The organism is Streptomyces sp. NPDC048441 (assembly GCF_043200235.1).
Lineage (GTDB): Bacteria > Actinomycetota > Actinomycetes > Streptomycetales > Streptomycetaceae > Streptomyces.
This window is the reverse complement of the sequence record NZ_JBICXM010000005.1, coordinates 420016-441935: the sequence shown is the minus strand read 5'-3', so window position 1 is coordinate 441935 and position 21920 is coordinate 420016. Positions and strand designations below refer to the sequence as shown.

At 69.1% G+C, this 21920-nt stretch carries 19 protein-coding genes; 5 read left to right on the top strand and 14 right to left on the bottom strand.

Going from position 1 to position 21920, the window contains the following annotated elements; all coding sequences use genetic code 11:
• Genes zwf through pgl form a run of 3 tightly spaced genes read left to right on the top strand, consistent with a single transcriptional unit; the run spans window position 1 to window position 3325 of the window.
• The gene (zwf, locus tag ACGFSB_RS15695) at window positions 1-1524 is read left to right on the top strand and encodes a glucose-6-phosphate dehydrogenase (protein ID WP_393398831.1); all 1524 of its coding nucleotides are present in this window, start codon (window positions 1-3) and stop codon (window positions 1522-1524) included.
• A complete protein-coding gene (gene opcA, locus ACGFSB_RS15690) occupies window positions 1521-2549 on the top strand; it encodes a glucose-6-phosphate dehydrogenase assembly protein OpcA (RefSeq protein WP_393398829.1) in 1029 nt (342 codons plus the stop codon). The genes zwf and opcA overlap by 4 nt, the downstream gene beginning before the upstream one ends.
• Window positions 2546-3325: a 6-phosphogluconolactonase gene (gene pgl / locus ACGFSB_RS15685; protein WP_393398827.1), complete on the top strand. Its 780-nt coding sequence runs from the start codon at window positions 2546-2548 to the stop codon at window positions 3323-3325. Before opcA ends, pgl begins: the two co-directional genes overlap by 4 nt.
• Before the next feature lie 64 nt (window positions 3326-3389).
• Here the strand turns inward: pgl and pgi are convergent, their stop codons facing one another.
• The 13 genes from pgi to ACGFSB_RS15620 form a co-directional block, all read right to left on the bottom strand.
• Window positions 3390-5042, bottom strand: coding sequence for a glucose-6-phosphate isomerase (gene pgi / locus ACGFSB_RS15680; protein ID WP_393398825.1), 1653 nt, complete (start codon window positions 5040-5042; stop codon window positions 3390-3392).
• Window positions 5043-5221: 179 nt separating this feature from the next.
• A complete protein-coding gene (locus tag ACGFSB_RS15675) occupies window positions 5222-5557 on the bottom strand; it encodes an RNA polymerase-binding protein RbpA (RefSeq protein WP_078077905.1) in 336 nt (111 codons plus the stop codon).
• Window positions 5558-5750: 193 nt separating this feature from the next.
• Entirely contained in the window at window positions 5751-5981 is a 231-nt protein-coding gene (gene secG / locus ACGFSB_RS15670) for a preprotein translocase subunit SecG (RefSeq protein WP_393398823.1), read from the bottom strand.
• Window positions 5982-6105: 124 nt separating this feature from the next.
• Window positions 6106-6882 (bottom strand): triose-phosphate isomerase, encoded by a 777-nt coding sequence (gene tpiA / locus ACGFSB_RS15665; protein WP_393398821.1) that lies wholly within the window; start codon window positions 6880-6882, stop codon window positions 6106-6108.
• A gap of 6 nt (window positions 6883-6888) precedes the next feature.
• Window positions 6889-8100: a phosphoglycerate kinase gene (locus tag ACGFSB_RS15660; protein WP_393398819.1), complete on the bottom strand. Its 1212-nt coding sequence runs from the start codon at window positions 8098-8100 to the stop codon at window positions 6889-6891.
• A 114-nt stretch (window positions 8101-8214) separates the two neighbouring features.
• On the bottom strand, window positions 8215-9225 hold the full coding sequence (gene gap / locus ACGFSB_RS15655; protein WP_393398817.1) for a type I glyceraldehyde-3-phosphate dehydrogenase: 1011 nt from the start codon (window positions 9223-9225) through the stop codon (window positions 8215-8217).
• Between the two features lie 177 nt (window positions 9226-9402).
• Window positions 9403-12375: a M14 family zinc carboxypeptidase gene (locus ACGFSB_RS15650; protein WP_393398815.1), complete on the bottom strand. Its 2973-nt coding sequence runs from the start codon at window positions 12373-12375 to the stop codon at window positions 9403-9405.
• Window positions 12376-12533: 158 nt separating this feature from the next.
• The gene (gene whiA / locus ACGFSB_RS15645; protein WP_393398813.1) at window positions 12534-13523 is read right to left on the bottom strand and encodes a DNA-binding protein WhiA; all 990 of its coding nucleotides are present in this window, start codon (window positions 13521-13523) and stop codon (window positions 12534-12536) included.
• A complete protein-coding gene (yvcK, locus tag ACGFSB_RS15640) occupies window positions 13514-14521 on the bottom strand; it encodes a uridine diphosphate-N-acetylglucosamine-binding protein YvcK (RefSeq protein WP_393398811.1) in 1008 nt (335 codons plus the stop codon). The genes whiA and yvcK overlap by 10 nt, the downstream gene beginning before the upstream one ends.
• Window positions 14518-15456 (bottom strand): RNase adapter RapZ, encoded by a 939-nt coding sequence (rapZ, locus tag ACGFSB_RS15635; protein WP_393398809.1) that lies wholly within the window; start codon window positions 15454-15456, stop codon window positions 14518-14520. The genes yvcK and rapZ overlap by 4 nt, the downstream gene beginning before the upstream one ends.
• Window positions 15453-17543 carry an excinuclease ABC subunit UvrC gene (uvrC, locus tag ACGFSB_RS15630; protein ID WP_393398807.1) on the bottom strand — a complete coding sequence of 697 codons (2091 nt, stop codon included), beginning with the start codon at window positions 17541-17543 and terminating at the stop codon, window positions 15453-15455. The genes rapZ and uvrC overlap by 4 nt, the downstream gene beginning before the upstream one ends.
• A gap of 173 nt (window positions 17544-17716) precedes the next feature.
• Window positions 17717-18538 (bottom strand): hypothetical protein, encoded by an 822-nt coding sequence (locus ACGFSB_RS15625; RefSeq protein ID WP_393398805.1) that lies wholly within the window; start codon window positions 18536-18538, stop codon window positions 17717-17719.
• A 5-nt stretch (window positions 18539-18543) separates the two neighbouring features.
• Window positions 18544-19149: a papain-like cysteine protease family protein gene (locus ACGFSB_RS15620; protein ID WP_393398803.1), complete on the bottom strand. Its 606-nt coding sequence runs from the start codon at window positions 19147-19149 to the stop codon at window positions 18544-18546.
• 230 nt (window positions 19150-19379) lie between these two features.
• Here ACGFSB_RS15620 and ACGFSB_RS15615 point away from each other — a divergent pair, with 230 nt between their 5' ends.
• Window positions 19380-20327 (top strand): hypothetical protein, encoded by a 948-nt coding sequence (locus tag ACGFSB_RS15615; protein ID WP_393398801.1) that lies wholly within the window; start codon window positions 19380-19382, stop codon window positions 20325-20327.
• A 48-nt stretch (window positions 20328-20375) separates the two neighbouring features.
• Here ACGFSB_RS15615 and ACGFSB_RS15610 read toward each other — a convergent pair whose 3' ends face one another.
• Complete coding sequence (locus tag ACGFSB_RS15610; RefSeq protein ID WP_393398799.1) at window positions 20376-20807, bottom strand: Rieske (2Fe-2S) protein; 432 nt, start codon at window positions 20805-20807, stop codon at window positions 20376-20378.
• Window positions 20808-20983: 176 nt separating this feature from the next.
• Between ACGFSB_RS15610 and ACGFSB_RS15605 the strand changes: the two genes are divergently transcribed.
• Complete coding sequence (locus ACGFSB_RS15605; RefSeq protein WP_393398797.1) at window positions 20984-21919, top strand: carbohydrate kinase; 936 nt, start codon at window positions 20984-20986, stop codon at window positions 21917-21919.
• The last annotated feature ends 1 nt before the right edge of the window (window position 21920 follow it).

The following is a 21920-nucleotide window of genomic DNA, read 5'->3' as shown; positions in this document are numbered from 1 at the left end:
TTGTCAAGCAGCAATCCGCTGCGTGACGCCGCAGACCGACGGCTCCCGCGTATCGCGGGGCCGTCGGGCCTGGTCATCTTTGGCGTCACGGGCGATTTGTCCCGTAAAAAGCTGATGCCCGCTGTCTACGACCTCGCCAACCGAGGCCTTCTCCCGCCGGGCTTTTCCCTCATTGGTTTCGCCCGGCGCGAGTGGCAGGACGAGGACTTCGCGCAGGAGGTGCACGACGCGGTCAAGGAGCACGCGCGTACGCCCTTCCGCGAGGAGGTCTGGCAGCAGCTCATCCAGGGGATGCGCTTCGTCCAGGGCAACTTCGACGACGACGATGCCTTCGAGCAGCTCAAGGCCACCATCCAGGACCTCGACAAGGCGCAGGGAACGGGCGGCAACTTCGCCTTCTACCTCTCCGTGCCGCCGAAGTTCTTCCCCCAGGTCGTCCAGCAGCTCAAGAAGCACGGGCTCGCGGACGCTCCGGAGGGCTCCTGGCGCCGCGGAGTGATCGAGAAGCCCTTCGGGCACGACCTGGAGTCCGCCAGGCAGCTCAACTCGATCGTGCACGAGGTGTTCGCCCCGGACCAGGTGTTCCGGATCGACCACTACCTCGGCAAGGAGACCGTCCAGAACATCCTGGCGCTCCGCTTCGCCAACCAGATGTTCGAGCCGATCTGGAACCGGTCGTACGTCGACCACATCCAGATCACGATGGCCGAGGACATCGGCATCGGCGGCCGCGCCGGCTACTACGACGGCATCGGCGCCGCCCGCGACGTCATCCAGAACCACCTGCTCCAGCTGATGGCGCTGACCGCGATGGAGGAGCCCGCCTCCTTCGAGGCGGACGCCCTGGTCGCCGAGAAGGCGAAGGTCCTGGGCGCCGTGCGGCTGCCCAAGGACCTCGGCGAGAGCACGGTCCGCGGTCAGTACGCCGCGGGGTGGCAGGGCGGCGAGAAGGCCGTCGGCTACCTCCAGGAAGACGGCATCGACCCCAAGTCGAAGACCGACACCTACGCGGCCATCAAGCTGGAGGTGGACAACCGCCGCTGGGCGGGCGTCCCCTTCTACCTCCGCACCGGCAAGCGCCTCGGCCGCCGCGTCACGGAGATCGCGGTCGTCTTCCAGCGCGCGCCCCACTCCCCCTTCGACCACACGGCGACGGAGGAGCTCGGGCAGAACGCGATCGTCATCCGCGTCCAGCCCGACGAGGGCATCACGGTCCGGTTCGGCTCGAAGGTGCCCGGCACCTCGATGGAGATCCGTGACGTGTCGATGGACTTCGCGTACGGCGAGTCCTTCACCGAGTCCAGCCCGGAGGCGTACGAGCGCCTGATCCTGGACGTCCTGCTCGGCGACGCCAACCTCTTCCCGCGTACGGAGGAGGTCGAGCTGTCCTGGAACATCCTCGACCCGATCGAGGAGTACTGGGACAAGCACGGCAAGCCCGCGCAGTATTCGTCCGGCACCTGGGGCCCGACCGAGGCGGACGAAATGCTCGCACGAGACGGACGGAGCTGGCGTCGGCCATGAAGATCGACCTTACGGACACCACGTCCAGCAAGATCAACAAGGCGCTCGTACAAGGGCGCCGGGCGATCGGCACCCCGGCCGTCGGCATGGTGCTCACCCTCGTCATCGTCACCGACGAGGAGAACGCCTACGACGCCCTGAAGGCCGCCAACGAGGCGTCCCGCGAGCACCCTTCGCGCACCCTGGTCGTCATCAAGCGGGCCGCGCGCTCGCCCCGCGACCGCACGACGTCGCGCCTCGACGCCGAGGTGCGGGTCGGCGCGGACGCGGGCACCGGCGAGACGGTGGTCCTTCGGCTGTACGGCGAGGGCATCAACCACGCCCAGTCGGTGGTCCTGCCGCTGCTCCTGCCCGACGCCCCCGTGGTCGTCTGGTGGCCGGTCAACGCGCCGCTCGACCCGGCCAAGGACCCGCTTGGCGCGCTCGCCCAGCGCCGCGTCACGGACACGTACGCCGCGGAGCAGCCGATCCACGAGCTGACCGCGCGCGCCGAGGCGTACCACCCCGGCGACACGGACCTGTCCTGGACCCGGATCACCCCGTGGCGCTCGATGCTCGCGGCCGCTCTCGACCAGGTCACCTGCAAGGTGACGTCGGTCGAGGTGGAGGGCGAGGAGTTCAACCCGAGCTGCGAGCTGCTCGCCATGTGGCTCGCGGACCGGCTCGACGTCCCCGTGAAGCGCTCGCTCTCGGCGGGCCCCGGTCTGACCGGCGTACGTATGGACACCGACTGCGGTCCCATCGTGCTCGGCAGGGCGGACGGCTCGCTGGCCACGCTCTCCATCCAGGGGCAGCCCGACCGTGCGGTGGCGCTCAAGCGCCGCGAGACGGCCGAGCTGATCGCCGAGGAGCTGCGTCGTCTGGACCCGGACGACACCTACGCGTCCGCGCTGAGGTACGGCGTGGACCGCCTGGGTGACCCCGGGGAGCAGACGACGGTGCCCGCGGTGGAAGAGCCCGCCGATGCGGCCAAGAAGGCGGCTCCGGCGAAGAAGACCGCGGCCAAGAAGGCGGCGGCGAAGTGAGCGCGGCCCCGCAGCTGGTCGTGCACCGCGACAAGGAACTGATGGCGCAGGCCGCCGCGGCCCGCCTCATCACGAAGATCGTCGACGCGCAGGCCGCCCGCGGCTACGCGTCGGTGGTCCTGACCGGTGGCCGCAACGGCAACGGCCTGCTGTCGGCGCTGAGTTCGGCCCCGGCGAAGGACGCGATCGACTGGTCGCGCCTCGACCTGTGGTGGGGCGACGAACGCTTCCTGCCGGACGGCGACCCGGAGCGCAACTACACCCAGGCCAAGGAGGCACTGCTCGACTCGGTGCCTCTCAACCCGGCCCGGGTGCATCCGATGCCCGCGTCGGACGGCGCGTACGAGGTGGACGCGGCGGCCGAGATGTACGCGGCGGAGCTCTCCGCGGCCGCGGGGCCCGAGGACCATGGTCCGGTGCCGACGTTCGACGTGCTGATGCTCGGCGTCGGCCCGGACACCCATGTCGCCTCGCTCTTCCCGGAGTTGCCCGCGGTCCGCGAGACGGAGCGGCCGGTGGTCGGCGTGCACGGCGCGCCCAAGCCGCCGCCCGTCCGCATCACGCTCACGCTCCCGGCGATCCGGGCGGCCCGCGAGGTGTGGCTGCTCGCGGCGGGCGAGGACAAAGCGAACGCCGCGGCGATCGCCCTGTCGGGCGCGGGCGAGGTACAGGCGCCCGCGGCGGGCGCGTACGGCAGGTCGCGGACGCTGTGGCTGCTCGACGCCGCGGCGGCTTCGCAGCTGCCGCGCGATCTGTATCCGCCGTCCTCTCCCTGAACGGCTCGCACAGCGCTACGGCCCGGTCCGCCTCATGGCGGGCCGGGCCGTAGCGTTCAGCGGCTCAACGCCCCCGCAGTGTCCGGTACTTGGCGACGAGCGCCGTCGTCGACCCGTCGAGGTCCGGCACGTCCGCACCCTCGGTGAGCGCGGGCTCGATGCGCTTGGCGAGGACCTTGCCGAGCTCGACGCCCCACTGGTCGAAGGAGTCGATGTTCCACACGGCGCCCTGCACGAACACCTTGTGTTCGTAGAGCGCGACGAGTTGGCCGAGAACCGACGGCGTCAGTTCCTTGGCGAGGATCGTCGTCGTCGGGTGGTTGCCCCGGAATGTCTTGTGCGGGACGAGTTCGTCCGGCACACCCTCGGCACGCACCTCGTCGGGCGTCTTGCCGAAGGCCAACGCCTGCGTCTGCGCGAAGAAGTTGGCCATCAGGAGGTCGTGCTGGGCGACCAGGCCCGGCAGCAGATCGGCGACGGGCTCGGCGAAGCCGATGAAGTCGGCCGGGATCAACTTCGTGCCCTGGTGGATGAGTTGGTAGTACGCGTGCTGCCCGTTCGTGCCCGGCGTGCCCCAGACCACAGGTCCCGTCTGCCAGTCGACCGGCTCGCCTTCGCGGTCGACGGACTTGCCGTTGGACTCCATGTCCAGCTGCTGGAGATAGGCGGTGAACTTGGAGAGGTAGTGCGAGTACGGCAGGACCGCGTGCGCCTGGGCGTCGTGGAAGTTCCCATACCAGACGCCCAACAGGCCGAGCAGCAAAGGCACGTTGGAATCGGCGGGCGCCGTGCGGAAGTGCTCGTCGACGAGGTGGAAGCCGTCGAGCATCTCGCGGAAGGCGTCCGGGCCCACGGCGATCATCAGCGAGAGACCGATCGCCGAGTCGAACGAGTAGCGGCCGCCGACCCAGTCCCAGAACTCGAACATGTTGGCCGTGTCGATGCCGAAGTCGGAGACCTTGCCGCCGTTCGTCGACAGGGCCACGAAGTGCTTGGCGACGGCGCTCTGGTCGGCGCGCAGGCCGGTCAGGAGCCAGTCGCGCGCGGACGTCGCGTTCGTGATGGTCTCGATCGTGGTGAACGTCTTCGACGCGATGACGAACAGCGTCTCGGCCGGGTCCAGGTCCCGCACGGCCTCGTGCAGGTCGGCGCCGTCGACGTTCGACACGAAGCGCACCGTGAGGTCGCGGTCGGTGAAGGAGCGAAGCACCTCGTACGCCATGGCGGGACCGAGGTCCGAGCCGCCGATGCCGACGTTGACGATGTTCTTGATGCGCTTGCCGGTGTGCCCGGTCCACTCGCCGGAGCGGACCTTGTCCGCGAAGGCGGCCATCTTGTCGAGCACGGCGTGCACGGCGGGCACCACGTTCTCGCCGTCGACCTCGACGACCGCTCCCCGCGGGGCGCGCAGCGCGGTGTGCAGGACCGCGCGGTCCTCGGTGGTGTTGATCTTCTCGCCACGGAACATGGCGTCCCGCAGGCCGAAGACATCGGTGGCCGCGGCGAGCTCGCGCAGGAGCGTCAGCGTCTCGTCCGTGACGAGGTGCTTGGAGTAGTCGATGTGCAGGTCGCCGACCTGGAGCGTGTAGCCGGTGCCGCGCGCCGGATCCTTGGCGAACAGCTCACGAAGCTGCACATCACCGAGCTGCTCACGGTGCTTGCCGAGCGCCGTCCACTCGGGCGTCTGATTGAGCCTGGCGCGGCTTTCTGCGTTCATCTCGGACTTCAGCCTTCTCTCGTACCTGTGTACGTACCTTGCCCCGCTGCACGTTCCAACCTAATTGATCAGGGCCCGATATGAGATCTCTGAAGCTGTCTGTCCGGACACGTGCCAGTAAACGCCGCATGAAAAACACAGCGGCCGGACATCCTCGGATGCCCGGCCCTTCGCACGCTCTAGATCTCGCCCCGCAGTTTGGCCAGCGCCTCCGCGAGAATCGCCTCGCCGTCCGCGTCGCTGCGCCGCTCACGTACGTACGCCAGATGCGTTTTGTACGGCTCGGTGCGCGGCGGGTCCGGCGGGTTGTCCCGGTCCTGACCAGCGGGGAAGCCGCAGCGGGGGCAGTCCCAAGTATCGGGAACCTGCGCGTCGCTGGCGAAGCTGGGCACCGTCTCGTGTCCGTTGGAGCACCAGAAGGAGATGCGCAGTCGCGGCGCGGACTCACCGCGCTCGGCCTCGCCCATCGGCCCCGCCCCGACCCGACTTCCACGGATCGCGTTGCCACTTGCCACGGTCGTAACTCCCTGCGTGATGGTGCTGCTGCGGGCGCCTCAGTCTACGTAAGGCCCAACGCGCGTCCAGTGTTCGGAGTTACACCCTCACCCCGACACGCAAGCCCCATGATAATCCGCGTTGTGAGGCGCGCACCGTACATGGGGCTTTAAGCGAAGCTTTAGCAAGGTAGCAATCAAGCCGCTTTCGCGGTCAGTTGTTCACCTTCATCAACAGGCCGAGCACGACGATGCATGCGAACCAGCCAAGACCGACCACGACAGTGATGCGGTCGAGGTTGCGCTCGGCGACAGAAGAGCCGCCGACGGACGACTGCATACCGCCTCCGAACATGTCGGACAGACCGCCACCCTTGCCCTTGTGCATCAGCACCAGCAGCATCATCAGCAGGCTGAAGACGATCAGGGCGATCGAGAACCCCATAACCACGGCTGGACCAACTTCCTCGGATCTGAATCGGCTCTGTATCGACGACGGGGGCCGGTGCCTCTTGGTGAGAAGCCGCCCGGCCCCCGCAAGGGTACGACGTATCGGCGCTACCGCATACTCACTGGTCGCGGAACCGGACGATCTTGACGAACTCGTCCGTGTCCAGAGCCGCGCCGCCCACCAGGGCGCCGTCGACATCGGGCTGCGCCATGATCGCGGCCACGTTGCCGGACTTCACGGAGCCGCCGTACTGGATGCGCACCTTGTCGGCGAGCTCCTGGGAGTACAGCTCGGCGAGGCGGCCACGGATCGCGCCGCAGACCTCCTGGGCGTCCTCGGGGGTGGCGACCTTGCCGGTGCCGATGGCCCACACCGGCTCGTACGCGATCACGATGGACTCGACCTGCTCGGCAGGTACGTCCTTCAGACCGCCGTCGAGCTGGGCCAGGGTGTACTCGATCTGCTGGCCGGCCTCGCGGATGTCCAGGCCCTCGCCGATGCAGAGGATCGGGGTCAGGCCGTGCTTGTACGCGGCCTTCACCTTGCCGTTGCAGATCTCGTCGGTCTCGTCGTGGTACTGGCGGCGCTCGGAGTGACCGACGGCCACGTACGTGCACTTCAGCTTGGTGAGCATCGCGCCCGAGATCTCGCCGGTGTAGGCACCGGAGTCCTGCGCCGAGATGTCCTGGGCGCCGTACTTGATCTTGAGCTTGTCGCCGTCGACCAGCGTCTGCACGGAGCGCAGGTCGGTGAAGGGCGGCAGGACGGCGACCTCGACGGAGTCGTAGTCCTTGTCGGCCAGGGCGAAGGCGAGCTTCTGGACGTGCGCGATGGCCTCGAGGTGGTTGAGGTTCATCTTCCAGTTGCCCGCCATCAGCGGGGTACGCGTAGTCATCAGGTCTCAGTTCTCCAGTGCGGCGAGGCCGGGGAGCGTCTTGCCCTCGAGGTATTCGAGGGAAGCGCCGCCGCCGGTGGAAATGTGGCCGAATGCGTTCTCGTCGAAGCCCAGGGTCCGGACGGCCGCGGCGGAGTCGCCACCGCCGACGACCGTGTAGCCCGGGGAGTCGAGGAGAGCCTGGGCGACCGCCTTGGTGCCCTCGGCGTAGTCGGGGTGCTCGAAGACGCCCATCGGACCGTTCCAGAAGACGGTGGCCGCGTCGGTGAGCTTCGAGGCGTAGAGCTTGCAGGTCTCGGGTCCGATGTCGAGACCCTCCTGGTCGGCCGGGATGGCGTCCGCGGCGACCGTGGTGGGATTGGCCGGGGCCTTGGTCTTCAGGTCCGGGAACTCGGTGGAGACGAGCACGTCGACGGGGAGGACCAGCTCGACGCCGTTCGCCTCCGCGCGCTCGATGTACTCCTTGACCTTCGGGACCTGGTCCTCCTGGAGGAGGGAGATGCCGACCTCGTGGCCCTGGGCCTTGAGGAAGGTGTAGGCCATGCCGCCGCCGATGAGGAGGCGGTCGGCCTTGCCGAGCAGCTGGTCGATGACGGCCAGCTTGTCGGAGACCTTGGCACCGCCGAGCGCGACGACGTACGGGCGCTTGACGTCTTCGGTGAGCTTCTTCAGGACGCCGACCTCGGTGGCGATGAGGTAGCCGGCGTAGTGCGGCAGGCGCGCCGGGAGGTCGTACACCGAAGCGTGCTTGCGGTGCACGGCGCCGAAACCGTCGCCTACGTAGACGTCCGCGAGGGCGGCGAGCCGGTCGGCGAACTCGCCGCGCTCGGTGTCGTCCTTGGACGTCTCGCCCGCGTTGAAGCGGAGGTTCTCGATGACGGCGACCTGGCCGGGCTCGAGACCGTTCACCGCGTCGTGCGCGGCGGGACCCACGGTGTCCTGGGCGAACGCCACGGGCTTGCCCAGGAGTTCACCGAGGCGCTCGGCGGCGGGCAGCAGCGAGAACACCGGGTCCGGGGCGCCCTTGGGGCGGCCGAGGTGCGAGGCGACGATCACCTTGGCGCCGGCGTCGGCGAGCTTGGTGATGGTCGGCAGGACAGCGCGGATGCGGCCGTCGTCGGTGATGGTGCCGTCGGCGAGCGGCACATTGAGGTCGGCGCGGACGAAGACCCGCTTGCCTTCGACCCCTTCGGCGAGAAGTTCGTCGATCGTCTTCATGGCTGGACTCCAGGACTCCTTAAGAGGGCTGACGTGCAACAAGGCCCGGACCACGCAGTATTGCGCGGTCCGGACCCTGTGCTCACATCGAGGTGCCTGCTCTGATGCTGATGCTTAGAGCTGACCGCCGACGAAGACCGTGAGGTCGACGAGGCGGTTGGAGTAGCCCCACTCGTTGTCGTACCAGCCGAGGATCTTCACCGTCTTGCCCTCCTGGACCATGGTCAGGGAGGAGTCGAAGGTGCAGGACGCCGGGTCGCCGACGATGTCCGAGGACACGATCGGGTCCTCGGTGTAAGTGAGAAAGCCCTTGAGGTCGCCGTCGTCGGAGGCCTTCTTGAACGCGGCGTTGACCTCGTCCTTGGTGACCTCGCGCTGGAGCTCCACGACCAGGTCGGTGGCGGAACCGGTCGGGACCGGGACGCGCATCGCGATGCCGTCGAGCTTGCCCTTGAGCTGCGGAAGGACCAGAGCGGTGGCCTTGGCGGCACCGGTCGTGGTCGGGATGATGTTCTCGGCGGCGGCGCGGGCGCGACGCAGGTCCGAGTGCGGGAAGTCCAGGATGCGCTGGTCGTTGGTGTAGGCGTGGACCGTCGTCATCAGGCCCTTGACGATGCCGAAGTTCTCGTCGAGAACCTTCGCCATCGGCGCCACACAGTTGGTGGTGCAGGACGCGTTCGAGATGACGTTGTGGTTCGCCGGGTCGTACTTGTCCTGGTTGACGCCCATCACGATGGTGATGTCTTCATCCTTGGCCGGAGCCGAGATGAGAACCTTCTTGGCGCCACCGGCGATGTGCTTCTCGGCATCGGCCTTCTTGGTGAAGATGCCCGTCGACTCGATCACGATGTCGACGCCGAGCTTGCCCCACGGGATGTCGGCGGGGTTGCGCTCGGACAGCACCTTGATGGTGCGGCCGTCGACCGTGATGGTGTCCTCGGTGTGCGACACCTCGGCCTTGAGACGGCCCAGGATGGTGTCGTACTTAAGGAGGTGCGCCGTAGTCGCGGTGTCACCCAGGTCGTTGACAGCCACGATCTCGATGTCCGCACCCTGCTCAAGCAGCGCTCGGAAGTAGTTGCGCCCGATGCGGCCGAAGCCGTTGATGCCTACGCGGATCGTCACGAACCGATCTCCTCGTTGGTACGCCGGTTTCAGACGCCGGCGAGTTGTATGGGATGTCCCCGACCGCCTCCGACCCTACCTCTCTGATGGCCTTGGGGTGACATCGACGGGGGCCGACGGCCCGTACCCCCGAGTAGGAATACGAGCCGCCGGAATCTCGATCCTGACTACGCAGCGTCAGCGACGCAGATGTGCAAGGGAGGCGCCCATAAGAGCGGAGCGCTCGGCCTTTCCGGGCACATGCTCGAACCCGAAGCCGAGCAGCACACTGTCACGCGCTGTGACGGCCGCATAGGGCTTGTAGAGCTCCCCCGTCCGCGCCCAGTCGCCTGTGATATTGGGGCTTCCGGCCGGGGCCGGGGAGACGGCCCAGGTGCCGAGCCCCGACTCGAATCCCTCGGTCTCCGTCGCGTTGCCGCGGACGACGATCTGCGCGTTGTCGGCGAAGAGGCCGCGGCCTCCGCTGGAGGGGTCGGTGATGGAACTGAGCGAGACCTCGATCTTCTTGCCCGCGTAGGCGCTCAGGTCGAACGCGACGGGCTTCCAGCCGCCGGAGGACCCGGTGAAGCTGTTCCAGGCGCCGCTGGTGCCGCTCGCCGTGCAGCCGGTCGCCGACTGCGTCAGGTAGTGGCGCAGGAAGGGGTGGCCGTTGATGAAGAACCCGGCCCCGCACTCGGCGGGCACGGTCTGGGACGAGTTGCCGTTCTTGTCCGGGAGCGTGGTCCAGTCGTCGGCGCCGGTGGTGTGCGCCTCGAGCACTCCGTGGTCGTAGCCGGGCTCGAGGTTCCAGTTGAGCGCGAACCGCAGCTCCGGCGCGTCCGCGGCCGAGACTCCGGTCAGGTCGATGGTGTGGGTCAGCCGCTTCCAGTCCTGGTCGGCGTGGGTCGCCGATGCCATGCCCTGGCCTTCGAAGGGCGCGTACGGGTTGTTCAGGCCGGGGTAGCTGCCTGCCGCCGAGCTCTTGAACTGCGGGAACTTGTCGGCGGGCAGACTGTCGGACGTGACGGTGTAACGGCCCGCCTTGTCCAGCGGGTTGGTGTCGGCCGCGGCGAGCGGGGTGCTGACGCCGTTCAGCGCGCCGCTGCCGGTGAAGCTGTTGGCGCCGGGTGCGGAGAGGCGTTCGTACGCGCCGAGGTAGTACTGCGCGAAGTCGTCGGAGAGTGCTCCCCCGAGGTCCACGTTGCCGCCGGTGCGCTCACCGGACTCGATCAGCTTGCCGCCCTCGTTGAGGTAGGCGCGCAGGGCGAGTTGGGTGGCCGCTGTGGGCACCGGGTCGCCGGTGTAGTGCACGACCGCGGAGAAGTGCGAGAGGACGCCGAGTGGGTGCGGGGTGCCCTGCTTGGCGACGTCCCAGACCACGGCGGAACGGCCGTTGTCCTTCAGGGCGTCGACATACTTCTGGGCCTGCGTGGCCGCCGCGCCCTCTTCGGCCACGACGAGGGTGCTCGCCTTGGGGCGTTCGGCGACGGTGTACGTGAAGTGCTCGCTCTCCGTGCGCCCCTTCTTGGTGCGTCCGGTGAACCACACCTCTACCTTGTCGCCCACGCGTGCGCCCTCGACGTCGGCGCGGTACTCGTCGAAGTGGAGGTTGTCCTTGCCGCCGTACGTCTCGCCGCCCTTCCAGGCCTTGACGCCGTCGCCCTGCGTACGGCCGCCGTTGACGCGGTAGTTGAGCTTCTTGTCGCGCACCGACTTGCGGGCGGTGACGGCGACTTCCTGGTCACCGCCGCGCGCGTACGACGTCGTGAAGGCGTCCGGCGTGAAGTCGGGGGCCTCGATGCCGGTCACTGAGACCGGCTGGTCGGGGTGGAGTGCGGTCTCGGCGACGGCGAGCGCGAACGGGATGTTCTTCGCGAACTCCTGCTGGATCAGCTTCTCGTCGTCCGGGAAAGTGAAGATGGAGGCACAGTCCTCGGGCTTCCAGGCGTCGTTCGGGTCGATGTTGGAGGCCGTCTGGCAGGTGGACATCTCCGGGGTGAACATCGACATGCCGTTGATGTTGCCCGCGTGGCCGTCCGCCTCGCCGTTGGTGGTGTAGAGCTCCGACGAGACCTGCGGGTGGTAGCCGGGGACGGCGGGCTTCTCCGGGGTGCCGTTCAGCGCCTTGTAGAGGACGTCGTCCGGACTCGGCGTGGCGACCTGCCAGCCCACTCCGTAGAGGAGCAGTTCGGCCGCCGAGTGGTAGTTGATCCCGTACGCGAAGCCGATGCGCTTCTCGAAGCTGTCGAGCGCCTTGGTCTCGGGCTCGGACATGGGGCCGGTGCCGCGGTAGGTCTCCGAGGACGCCTCCGGGGACGAACCCTCGTTGTCGTAGCCCCACTTGTAGGCGAAGTTGCGGTTGAGGTCGACGCCGTCGCCCGCCGCGATCTTGCCGTCGCCGTCGATGTCGCGGAGGTTCTTGCGCCACTGGCGGTCGCCGTCGGCAGCGTGTGTGAAGTCGTAGCCGTCGGGGTTGGCGGAGAGCACGAACCACAGCTCGGAGGAGTCCACGAGCTTGGTGATGCGCTGGTCCTTGCCGTAGTTGTCGAGGTAGTGGTGCATCAGGCGGCGGGTCATCTCGGGGGTGATCCACTCGCGCGCGTGCTGGTTGGACATGTAGAGCGTGGCGGGCTTGGAGCCGTCCTTGGACTTGTCGGCGCCCTTGGTGAGCTTCAGGGCGAGGATGTCCTGGCCCTTGAGGGTCTTGCCGATGGAGACGACCTTGGTGAGGCCGGGGTGGGCCTGCCCGGTCTTGACGATCTCTTCCTTGAGACCGCCCTTGCCGCCGTACGGCCTGAAGACGCCGTCCCCCGCGGCCTTGAGCTTCTGCTCCGTACTGGCCGAGACCTTCTGCTCGGTGAGCTCGACCCCCTCGCGCTCCACGCCCTTGGCCTGCGCCTTGGTCAGATAGACCTCGACGCGGGCGGTGCCGCGCTCGGGGGCCTGCCCCGCGAGCTCGTGGGCGTCCTGGCCCGCCTCGATGAGGATCGGGATCTGCTTCTTGGTGACCTCGGCCTCGTAGACCTTCACGGCCGCCGGATCATCGGCGGCCGGGGCCTTCGCCCCGCTGTCGGCCTGGGCCTGCGGAACGGCGACGAGCCCGCCGATGAGCAGCGCCCCCGCGGCTATCACCGATCTGACACTGGCTCTGGATCTCGCTCTTCGTCTCATGAGCCCCCCTTGCGGTTGTCCATCACATTTGTGTGCGAACGCCAGGCTCGTGATACTTCATGATCATGTCAATATGGCGTGAAGGACGAGACGAGAAGGACGCGAAGAAGCCGCCGGCGCCTGTGCGGCACCGGCGGCTCCACGCGATATGGGGTCTCTCAGACAGCCATGTTGTCGGCGAGCTCCTCGCTCAGGGTGGACTCCGTACCCGCGATCCCCAGGTCCTGTGCCCGCTTGTCCGCCATGGCGAGCAGCCGGCGGATACGGCCGGCGACCGCGTCCTTCGTCAGCACCGGCTCGGCGAGTGCGCCCAGCTCCTCCAGAGAGGCCTGCTTGTGCTCCATGCGCAGGCGCCCGGCGGCCGCCAGATGCTCCGGCACCTCGTCGCCGAGGATCTCCAGGGCGCGCTGCACACGGGCGCCCGCGGCGACCGCCGCGCGGGCCGAGCGGCGCAGGTTCGCGTCGTCGAAGTTGGCCAGGCGGTTGGCGGTGGCGCGCACCTCGCGGCGCATCCGCCGCTCTTCCCAGGCAAGGACGGACTCGTGGGCGCCGAGCCGGGTCAGCAGGGCGCCGATCGCGTCACCGTCCCTGACCACGACGCGGTCCACGCCACGCACCTCACGGGCCTTCGCCGCGATCTGCAGCCTGCGCGCGGCACCGACAAGAGCGAGCGCCGCCTCGGGCCCCGGGCAGGTCACCTCGAGAGAGGAGGAACGCCCCGGCTCGGTCAGCGAACCGTGCGCCAGGAACGCCCCGCGCCAGGCCGCCTCCGCGTCACAGGTGGCCCCCGAGACCACCTGGGGCGGCAGGCCTCTGATGGGCCGTCCGCGGCCGTCCACGAGGCCCGTCTGGCGGGCCAGCTGGTCGCCGCCCGCCACTACGCGCACGACATAGCGCGAACCTCGGCGCAGCCCGCCGGGAGCCATCACGATCAGCTCCGAGCCGTGCCCGAAAATCTCAAGAATGTCCCGCTTCAGCCTTCGCGCGGCCATCGCCGTGTCCAGCTCCGCCTCGATCACGATCCGGCCACTCACCAGGTGAAGGCCGCCCGCGAACCGCAGGATGGCCGAGACCTCTGCCTTCCTGCAGCAGGTCCGGGTGACGGGAAGCCGGGAGATCTCGTCCTTCACCGCTGCCGTCATCGCCATGGGCCGATCCTTCCATGCATCCGAAAAATACGGTCGTACGCGGTGGCCAGGAGCTCCGGATCGTGCCTCGGAGTGCCATCGTGCCTGGCCACCGGCGCCAGCTCGACCGTGGCGCCGAGCCGCTTGGCGGCATCGGTGAGTGACTCACGGTCGGGCACGGCGGCGTCGTCGGCCAGCACCACGTCCAGGGCGAGTTTAGGGGCGTGTCGGGCCAAAACCTCCAAATGACGCTGCGGAGAGAAGCCATCGGTTTCACCGGGTTGTGGCGCGAGGTTGAGCGAGAGCACCCTGCGGGCCTTCGTCTCGATCAGCGCTTCGAACAGTTCGGGGACCAGCAGATGCGGGATCACCGAGGAGAACCAGGAGCCGGGACCGAGCACCACCCAGTCCGCGTCGAGCACGGCGGCGACCGCTTCGGGGACAGCAGGCGGGTCGTGCGGGACGAGGTGCACGGACTGCACCTCACCCGGCGTCAGCGCCACCGTGGCCTGCCCGCGCACGGTGTCCACGTCGTCGGGGCGCTCCGGGTCGTGCCCCTTGACCAGGGCCTGGAGCTCCAGCGGGACCGCGGACATGGGCAGTACGCGGCCGTGCGCGCCGAGCAGCTTGCCGACCAGGTCGAGGGCCTGGACGTGATCGCCGAGCTGCTCCCACAGGGCGACGATCAGCAGATTGCCGACCGCGTGCTCGTGCAGGTCGCCCTTGGACTGGAACCGGTGCTGGATGACACGGGACCATGTCTGGCCCCAGTCGTCGTCACCGCACAGCGCCGCGAGCGCCTTGCGCAGGTCGCCGGGCGGCAGGACGCCGAGCTCGTCGCGGAGCCGCCCGCTCGAGCCGCCGTCATCGGCGACGGTGACCACGGCGGTCAGGTCGCCGGTGATGCGGCGCAGCGCTGTGAGCGACGCGGAGAGACCCATCCCGCCGCCGAGCGCCACGACCTTGGGCTGGGTGCCCCGCTTGCGGCCCAGGCGGTTCAGCCGCAGGGAAGCCTTCACTCTCGCCCCATGTCCCGATGGACGAGAACGGTCTCGACACCCTCGGCCACGAGGCGGGCCGCGAGCTTCTCCGACATGGCGACGGAGCGGTGCTTGCCGCCCGTACAGCCGACCGCGATCGTCACGTAACGCTTGCCCTCGCGGCGGTAGCCCGCGGCGATGAGCTGGAGCAGCTCGGCGTACCTGTCGAGGAACTCCTTGGCGCCGGGCTGGTTGAAGACGTACGCCGCCACCTCCTCGTTGAGCCCGGTGTACTGGCGCAGCTCCGGGACCCAGTGGGGGTTGGGCAGGAAGCGCATGTCCACGACGAGGTCCGCGTCGACCGGCAGGCCGTACTTGAAGCCGAAGGACATGACGGTGGCCCGCAGCTCGGGTTCCTCGTCACCCGCGAAGGAGGCGTCCATCTTGGCGCGCAGCTCGTGGACGTTCAGGCTCGACGTGTCGATCACCAGGTCGGCGTCGCCGCGCAGCTCGCGCAGGAGCTCTCGCTCGGCCGCGATGCCGTCGACGATGCGGCCGTCGCCCTGCAACGGGTGCGGGCGGCGGACCGACTCGAAGCGGCGCACCAGGGCGTCGTCCGAGGACTCCAGGAAGACGATCCGCCGGGTGACGTTCTTCGCCTCCAGGTCCGCGAGGGACTGGCGCAGATTGTCGAAGAAGCGGCGACCACGGACGTCGACGACGACCGCGATGCGGGCCACGTTCCCCTGCGAGCGGGCGCCGAGCTCGACCATGGTGGGGATCAGCGCGGGCGGCAGGTTGTCGACGACGAACCAGCCGAGGTCCTCCAGACACTTCGCGGCGGTGCTGCGTCCCGCGCCGGACATACCGGAGATGATCACCAGCTCGGGGATCGCCACCTCGGCGGCCTCACCTGGCGTGATCGTCGTGCCCGTACTCACTTCTTGCTCGCCGCCTTCGTCGTGCTCGGTCATGTCTCCTGCCCCCGTCGTTCCTCTGAGGTGCCCGCGGACACGGGCTCCTCGCTTGTGCCGCTTTCGCTGCCTGAGGCTCCCGCGCGGGCGGGTTCCTCGTCTTCAATGATCTCTCCGGTCGCCGTATTCACGGCGGGCGCCACGGGAGCCGCACTGGCCAGGGCCACCACGATCGCCTCTGCCGTCTTGCGGCCTATGCCCGGAACCTCGCAGATCTGGTCGATTGTCGCGGATCGCAGCTTCTTCACCGAACCGAAGTGCTTGATCAGCGTCTGTTTGCGCGCGTCGCCCAAGCCCGGCACGGCATCCAGCGGCCCGGCCTTGAAGCGCTTGGCCCGCTTGGCGCGCTGGTAGGTGATCGCGAAGCGGTGCGCCTCGTCACGCACCCGCTGGAGAAGGTACAGGCCCTCGCTGGTGCGCGGCAGGATCACCGGGTCGTCGTCACCGGGCACCCAGACCTCTTCGAGGCGCTTGGCCAGGCCGCAGACCGCGATGTCGTCGATGCCGAGCTCGTCCAGGGCGCGCTGGGCCGCCGCGACCTGCGGCTGGCCGCCGTCCACGACGACGAGCTGGGGCGGGTAGGCGAAGCGCTTGGGGCGGCCGTCCTCCTCGGTCAGGCCGTTCGACCCGCCGTTCGTCTCGTCGGTGACGCCCTCCCCTTCATCGGGGGACCACTCCCCCGTCTTCTCCTTGTCGGCGAGGTAGCGCTTGAAGCGGCGCGTGAGCACCTCGTGCATCGAGCGGACGTCGTCCTGGCCCTCGAAGCCCTTGATCTGGAAACGGCGGTACTCACTCTTGCGTGCGAGGCCATCCTCGAACACGACCATCGAGGCCACGACGTCGTCACCCTGCAGATGCGAGATGTCGTAGCACTCGATGCGCAGCGGGGCACTGTCGAGCTCGAGCGCCCCGGCGATCTCCTCCAGGGCGCGGGAGCGCGTGGTGAGGTCGGAGGCGCGCTTCGTCTTGTGCAGCATGAGCGACTGCTGGGCGTTGCGCGCCACGGTCTCCATGAGCGCCTTCTTGTCGCCGCGCTGCGGAATGCGCAGGGAGACGTTCGAACCGCGGCGCTCGGTGAGCCACTCCTGGACGGGCTCTATGGGGTCGGGCAGCGCGGGGACGAGGACTTCCTTCGGTACGGAGTCCCCGCTCTCCTCTCCGTAGAGCTGCTGGAGGGCGTGCTCGACGAGGTCACCGCTGGTGACCGCCTCGACCTTGTCGGTGACCCAGCCGCGCTGGCCGCGCACCCGGCCGCCGCGGACGTGGAAGATCTGGACGGCCGCCTCCAGCTCGTCCTCGGCGAGGGCGATCAGATCGGCGTCCGTGGCGTCGGCGAGGACGACCGCGCTCTTCTCCATGGCCTTCTTGAGGGCACCGACGTCGTCGCGCAGACGGGCCGCCCTCTCGTACTCCATGTCCTCGGCGGCGTCCGCCATCTGGCGCTCCACGCGGCGGATGTACGTCCCTGTACGGCCCGTCATGAAATCGCAGAAGTCCTCGGCGAGTTGGCGGTGCTCCTCCGGGGAGACCCGCTCCACGCAGGGCGCGGCGCACTTGCCGATGTAGCCGAGGAGGCAGGGGCGGCCGGTGCGCTCGGCGTTCTTGAAGACTCCAGCGGAGCAGGTCCGTACAGGGAAGACGCGCAGGAGGAGGTCCACGGTGTCGCGGATCGCCCACGCGTGTCCGTAGGGACCGAAGTAGCGGACGCCCTTCTTCTTGTGGCCGCGCATCACCTGCACGCGCGGGAATTCCTCGTTCATCGTCACCGCGAGGTACGGATAGCTCTTGTCGTCGCGGTACTTGACGTTGAACCGAGGGTCGTACTCCTTGATCCAGGAGTATTCGAGCTGGAGCGCCTCGACCTCGGTGGAGACCACCGTCCACTCGACGGAGGCGGCCGTCGTCACCATGGTGGCGGTGCGCGGGTGGAGGTTCGTCAGATCCTGGAAGTAGCTGGCCAGGCGCTGGCGCAGGCTCTTCGCCTTGCCTACGTAGATCACCCGACGGTGTTCGTCGCGGAACTTATAGACCCCCGGCGAGTCGGGGATCTGTCCCGGCTTGGGGCGGTAGCTGGAGGGGTCTGCCATGTCTGACAGCCTACTGGCGAGGGCTGACAGTCAGTGTCTGGAGGGGCGGTCCGCTCTCCCTCGCAGTCGCCCTCCCAACGGGCTACGGCTGGGCTGCCGCCTCCCCCACCCTTGAGCCCACCCGCCCTGAAGGGCGGGTGGGCTGGGAAGTCCCGGCCGGAGGCCGGGGCAGGTCAACCGTGCTGCCGGGCGCGACGCCGCAGGAGGGCAACCCCGGAGAGACCGAGGGCGACCAGGGCCCCCACTCCGGCCACGGAGGAGGCGACCGTGACGGGGCCTTCAGCCGAAGCCGCGGGTGCAGGTGCAGGTGCAGCCGCCGAGGGCTTTCCGACCGGCTCCTCCCGGGCGGCATAGCCCCCCGCCTTGCCGGACTTCGCGTACGCGGACCCCGGCAGCTTGTCGGCGTACGCCTTCTGGACGCGCTTCTGATAGGCGGCGACCGACATCCCGCCCGAGCCCACGGCACGTACGGCGTCCTTGTCGAGCGGCAGCACACGGCCACGCCCCTGCACGTACCAGGCATTGATCTGCGGCTCGTGGAAGACGGTGCCCCCGGGGAGCTTGTCGCCGCCCACGCGCGCGTAGTGCGTCTCGTCGTCCCCGGTGGCGATGTTCACGACCTGCCAGGAACCGCCCTGCTTCACCGTCCACAAGGAGGCTTCCTGCCCGTCGGATGAGACCGCCTCGCTGGCGAGGAACTCCGTACGGGCGACCGGCGCGCCCTTCTCGCCCGCGACGAACTCCGGGGAGAGATAGCGCACAGGCACGGCGTCGCCCCGCACCCGCGGGTCCGCCGCGGCCTTGCTGACCGCCCCCTCGCGAGCGAAGAAGCGGGAGAGCGTGTCGAGGGTCTTGGGAGTGCTCGCGGCCTCGTGGGCCGCCTCTCGGGAAGCCTGTGAAGGCCCGGAGTCGGCCGTGGCGTGCGGCGCCGCGAGGCCGAGCAGCAGGGTGGCGGCCGAACCGGCGAGCACAGCCCTCAGAGGGTGACGGGTCATCGCTCTCACGCCCCTATCCGGTACAGCGAGTGGGTCCAGGAGAAGGTGTTGTTGTTGACGTACCAGCTGTGCGAGGCCCAGTTGTAGCGGTCGTTGGAGGGCCACGGGTCGCCCCAGTAGACCCAGCTGCTCGCGTCGTCGTACCCGTAGAGGACGTGCATGTGGCCACCGCCGTTCGACCACTGGATGCGGGTCTCGACCGGGCGGCCCGCGTTGATCTCGGCCTGCACGGTCGGATAGCGCAGCCAGCCGCTCACATACGAACCGGCGTTGATGCCCGCCCAGTCCAGGCCGTTCTGTACGTCGGCGAGGTTGGCCTGGGAGTTGGGGCACTCGGTGCTCTGGTTGCGCCCGAAGGCGGCGTTGCAGAACTGGTTCTGGCTGTAGTTCTTGCCGTAGAAGGTGGCGATCGTGTTCCCGGCCGCGGCCCAGCACCAGTTGGTCTTCTGCTGCGCCTGCATCGTGATGTTCAGGCGCTTGGCGGCGAGAAGCGACGGGTCGGAGGGAGCTGCCGTGGCCGTGGCCGCCGGTACGGCCACCAGGGCGGCCGCGACGAAGGCGAGCGCGGACAACCGTCTGCGTCCGCTGTACCTGCTGATTCGATGGCGCATCGCGTTCCTCACAAGCAGGGGGTGGGGTGATGGAGGAGCGCGTCCGGACGCTGCGATTGAGCATCGAGTGTTGTCGGGTGCAGGTCAACAAGGTTCAATGCGGGATTACTTGGGCCGTGAACAGCGGCGTACGTATGTGAACACCCCTCGTACGCCCACCTGGTGGGCCCGCTCCGACCGGCGCGTACGCCCGGACGGCCGAAGTGAATGTTCACAGAAGGGTCCTTGCGATGCGGCACGGCACACAGCTCGCGGACGGCGCGCCTGCGGACCTGGAGGCCGCCCTGCGCACCGGCCCCTTCCATGTGGCGCTGCGCGCCGCGATCGCCGCACGGCGCCTCCCGCTGCAACGCGTACGGCATCATCTCGCGCGGCAAGGAGTCAACGTCGGCGTGACGAGCCTGAGTTACTGGCAGCAGGGTGCGCGCCGCCCCCAGCGCACCGAGTCGCTCCGTGCCGTACGCGCCCTGGAGGAGATCCTCAAGCTCCCCGAGGAGTCGCTGATCCGCCTCCTCGCCCAGCCCTCCGAGCATCCCGACTGCGAACGCCCCGCCGCCCGCTCCTACCGCTCACTCGTGGAGGCGTCCGATGTCCTCCAGTCGCTGCTCACGGAGCTCGGGTCACCGCTCGACGGCGGTCTGCACACCATCGGCCACCATGAGCGCGTACGGATCGGCGGGCGCCGCGAGCTGCTCGGCCGCGACTCCCAGCACGTCGTGCGCGCCCACCGGGACGACGTCGACCGCTACCTCGCGATCTACCACGGGGACCCCGGCTGCGTACCGGAACGCATCGGCGTACACGCCCTGGAGAACTGCCGCACCGGACGCGTGCGGTGGCACCACGAGACGGGTGTCCTGGTCGCCGAACTGCTCTTCGACGCACGCCTGCGCGCAGGCGACACCCATCTGTTCCGCTACGGCTTCGATGACGGCACGGCGGGGGCGGCCACCGAGTACTTCCGGGGCTTCACCTTCGCGGGCGGGCAGTACGCCCTCCAGGTGCGGTTCGACGAGGGGGCACTGCCCGTACGCTGCCACCGCTTCACCCAGCATTCGGCCGCCGCACCGCGCGGCGGGCGCCAGGAGCTGACGCTGAGCGGCAGCCATCGGTCGGTGCACATCGTGGAGCCGCAGGTCCGGGCGGGGATCCTGGGGATCGCGTGGGACTGGGAGTGAGCCGCCCGCCGGTCCGATCCCCAGGTCTTCGGCTCCGCCTTCGGCTCCCTAAGCCTTCGGCCCCGCGACGATCTTGCCGTTCTCCACCTTCACCGACAGCTCATGCAGCGGTGCGACGGCCGGATCGTGCAGGACCTTGCCGTTCGTGGCGTCGAACTGGCTGCCGTGGCAGGGGCAGATGAGCTTGTGGCCCTCGAGCTTGTTGATGGGGCACTGTCTGTGCGTGCAGATGGTGCTGAAGGCCTTGTACTGGTCGTCCGAGATGCGGCTGACAACCACGTTCTCGTCGAGGTAGAGCTCCGACGCGCCCACCTTCACGTCATCGGACGCGCCGAGGTCCACCGGCGCGGTCGGCGCCGAAGTGCTGGTGCCGCCGCCGTCACCGCCGGACGAGCAGGCCGTGATCCCGAGACCGGCGGCCGGGGCGATGGCGACGGCGCGCAGCACGGTGCGGCGGGCGGGGGGAGGCGTGCCGGGCATGGAATCTCCACAGGTCAGGCGCTTCGGTGACGGATCAGACCATACCGGTAGGGCTGTCTGCCCACGTTGGGCACGACCGTGCCCGAGTGCCGCCCGTGTCGGCCCGCGCCCGCCCGGAAGCTCTAGCCTGTGGCGGAAGCCGGAGGGCATGACCGCAGAGCCGAGAGGAACCGCCCGTGATAGTCGTCGCCGGAGAGGCCCTGATCGACCTGGTACCGCAGGACTCCGCGGGCGCCGGTTCCGGTGCCGGTGCCGGTGCCGGGCTGCACGCTCTCGCCCCGCGGCTCGGCGGCGGCCCGTACAACACCGCGGTGGCGCTCGGCCGCCTCGGCTCCCCCGTCGCCTTCTGCTCGCGGATCTCGCGGGACGCGTTCGGCGCTGCGCTGGTGGACGGGCTGCGGGCCGCGGGTGTCGATGTGTCGTACGTCCAGCGGGGCGCCGAGCCGACGACGCTCGCCGTCGCCTCGATCGGCGCGGACGGCTCCGCCGGTTACTCCTTCTACGTCGAGGGCACGGCGGACCGGCTCTTCACGACCCCGGACCGGCTGCCCGACGACGTACGCGCGGTGTCGTTCGGCACCTGTTCGCTCGTCCTCGAACCGGGCGCGAGCGCGTACGAGGAGCTGATGCGCCGGGAGGCGGCGCGGGGTGTCTTCACGACGCTCGACCCCAATGTCCGAGCGGGTCTGATCCCGGACGCTGACGCCTACCGGGCCCGTTTCAAGAGCTGGTTGCCGTCGGTCTCGCTGCTCAAGTTGTCCGAGGACGACGCGAGTTGGCTCGGCGGCACACCGCGGGAGTGGCTCGCCACCGGTCCCGCCGCCGTGGTGATCACGCGGGGCGGCAAGGGCCTCACCGTCTTCACACAGGACGGCGGGGAGTGGTCCGTGCCGGGCGAGCGGGTCGACGTGGTGGACACCATCGGCGCGGGCGACACCGTCAACGCGGCACTGCTGCACGGGCTTTCCGCACGAGACGCGCTGTCCGCCGATGCCCTGTCCGGGCTCGGCGCCGACCACTGGGGCGGCGTGCTGCGCTTCGCTGCACGCGCGGCGGCCGTCACCGTGTCCCGGGCGGGGGCGGAACCGCCGTACGCCAAGGAGTTGGGGTGAG

What these genes read in the sequence shown, in the direction of transcription:
- opcA (WP_393398829.1), top strand. Translation starts at nt 1,521, where the DNA reads ATGAAGATCGACCTTACGGACACCACGTCCAGCAAGATCAACAAGGCG.
- pgi (WP_393398825.1), bottom strand. Translation starts at nt 5,042, where the DNA reads ATGAACGCAGAAAGCCGCGCCAGGCTCAATCAGACGCCCGAGTGGACG.
- secG (WP_393398823.1), bottom strand. Translation starts at nt 5,981, where the DNA reads ATGGGGTTCTCGATCGCCCTGATCGTCTTCAGCCTGCTGATGATGCTG.
- tpiA (WP_393398821.1), bottom strand. Translation starts at nt 6,882, where the DNA reads ATGACTACGCGTACCCCGCTGATGGCGGGCAACTGGAAGATGAACCTC.
- ACGFSB_RS15660 (WP_393398819.1), bottom strand. Translation starts at nt 8,100, where the DNA reads ATGAAGACGATCGACGAACTTCTCGCCGAAGGGGTCGAAGGCAAGCGG.
- ACGFSB_RS15650 (WP_393398815.1), bottom strand. Translation starts at nt 12,375, where the DNA reads ATGAGACGAAGAGCGAGATCCAGAGCCAGTGTCAGATCGGTGATAGCC.
- whiA (WP_393398813.1), bottom strand. Translation starts at nt 13,523, where the DNA reads ATGGCGATGACGGCAGCGGTGAAGGACGAGATCTCCCGGCTTCCCGTC.
- rapZ (WP_393398809.1), bottom strand. Translation starts at nt 15,456, where the DNA reads ATGACCGAGCACGACGAAGGCGGCGAGCAAGAAGTGAGTACGGGCACG.
- uvrC (WP_393398807.1), bottom strand. Translation starts at nt 17,543, where the DNA reads ATGGCAGACCCCTCCAGCTACCGCCCCAAGCCGGGACAGATCCCCGAC.
- ACGFSB_RS15625 (WP_393398805.1), bottom strand. Translation starts at nt 18,538, where the DNA reads ATGACCCGTCACCCTCTGAGGGCTGTGCTCGCCGGTTCGGCCGCCACC.
- ACGFSB_RS15620 (WP_393398803.1), bottom strand. Translation starts at nt 19,149, where the DNA reads ATGCGCCATCGAATCAGCAGGTACAGCGGACGCAGACGGTTGTCCGCG.
- ACGFSB_RS15615 (WP_393398801.1), top strand. Translation starts at nt 19,380, where the DNA reads ATGCGGCACGGCACACAGCTCGCGGACGGCGCGCCTGCGGACCTGGAG.
- ACGFSB_RS15610 (WP_393398799.1), bottom strand. Translation starts at nt 20,807, where the DNA reads ATGCCCGGCACGCCTCCCCCCGCCCGCCGCACCGTGCTGCGCGCCGTC.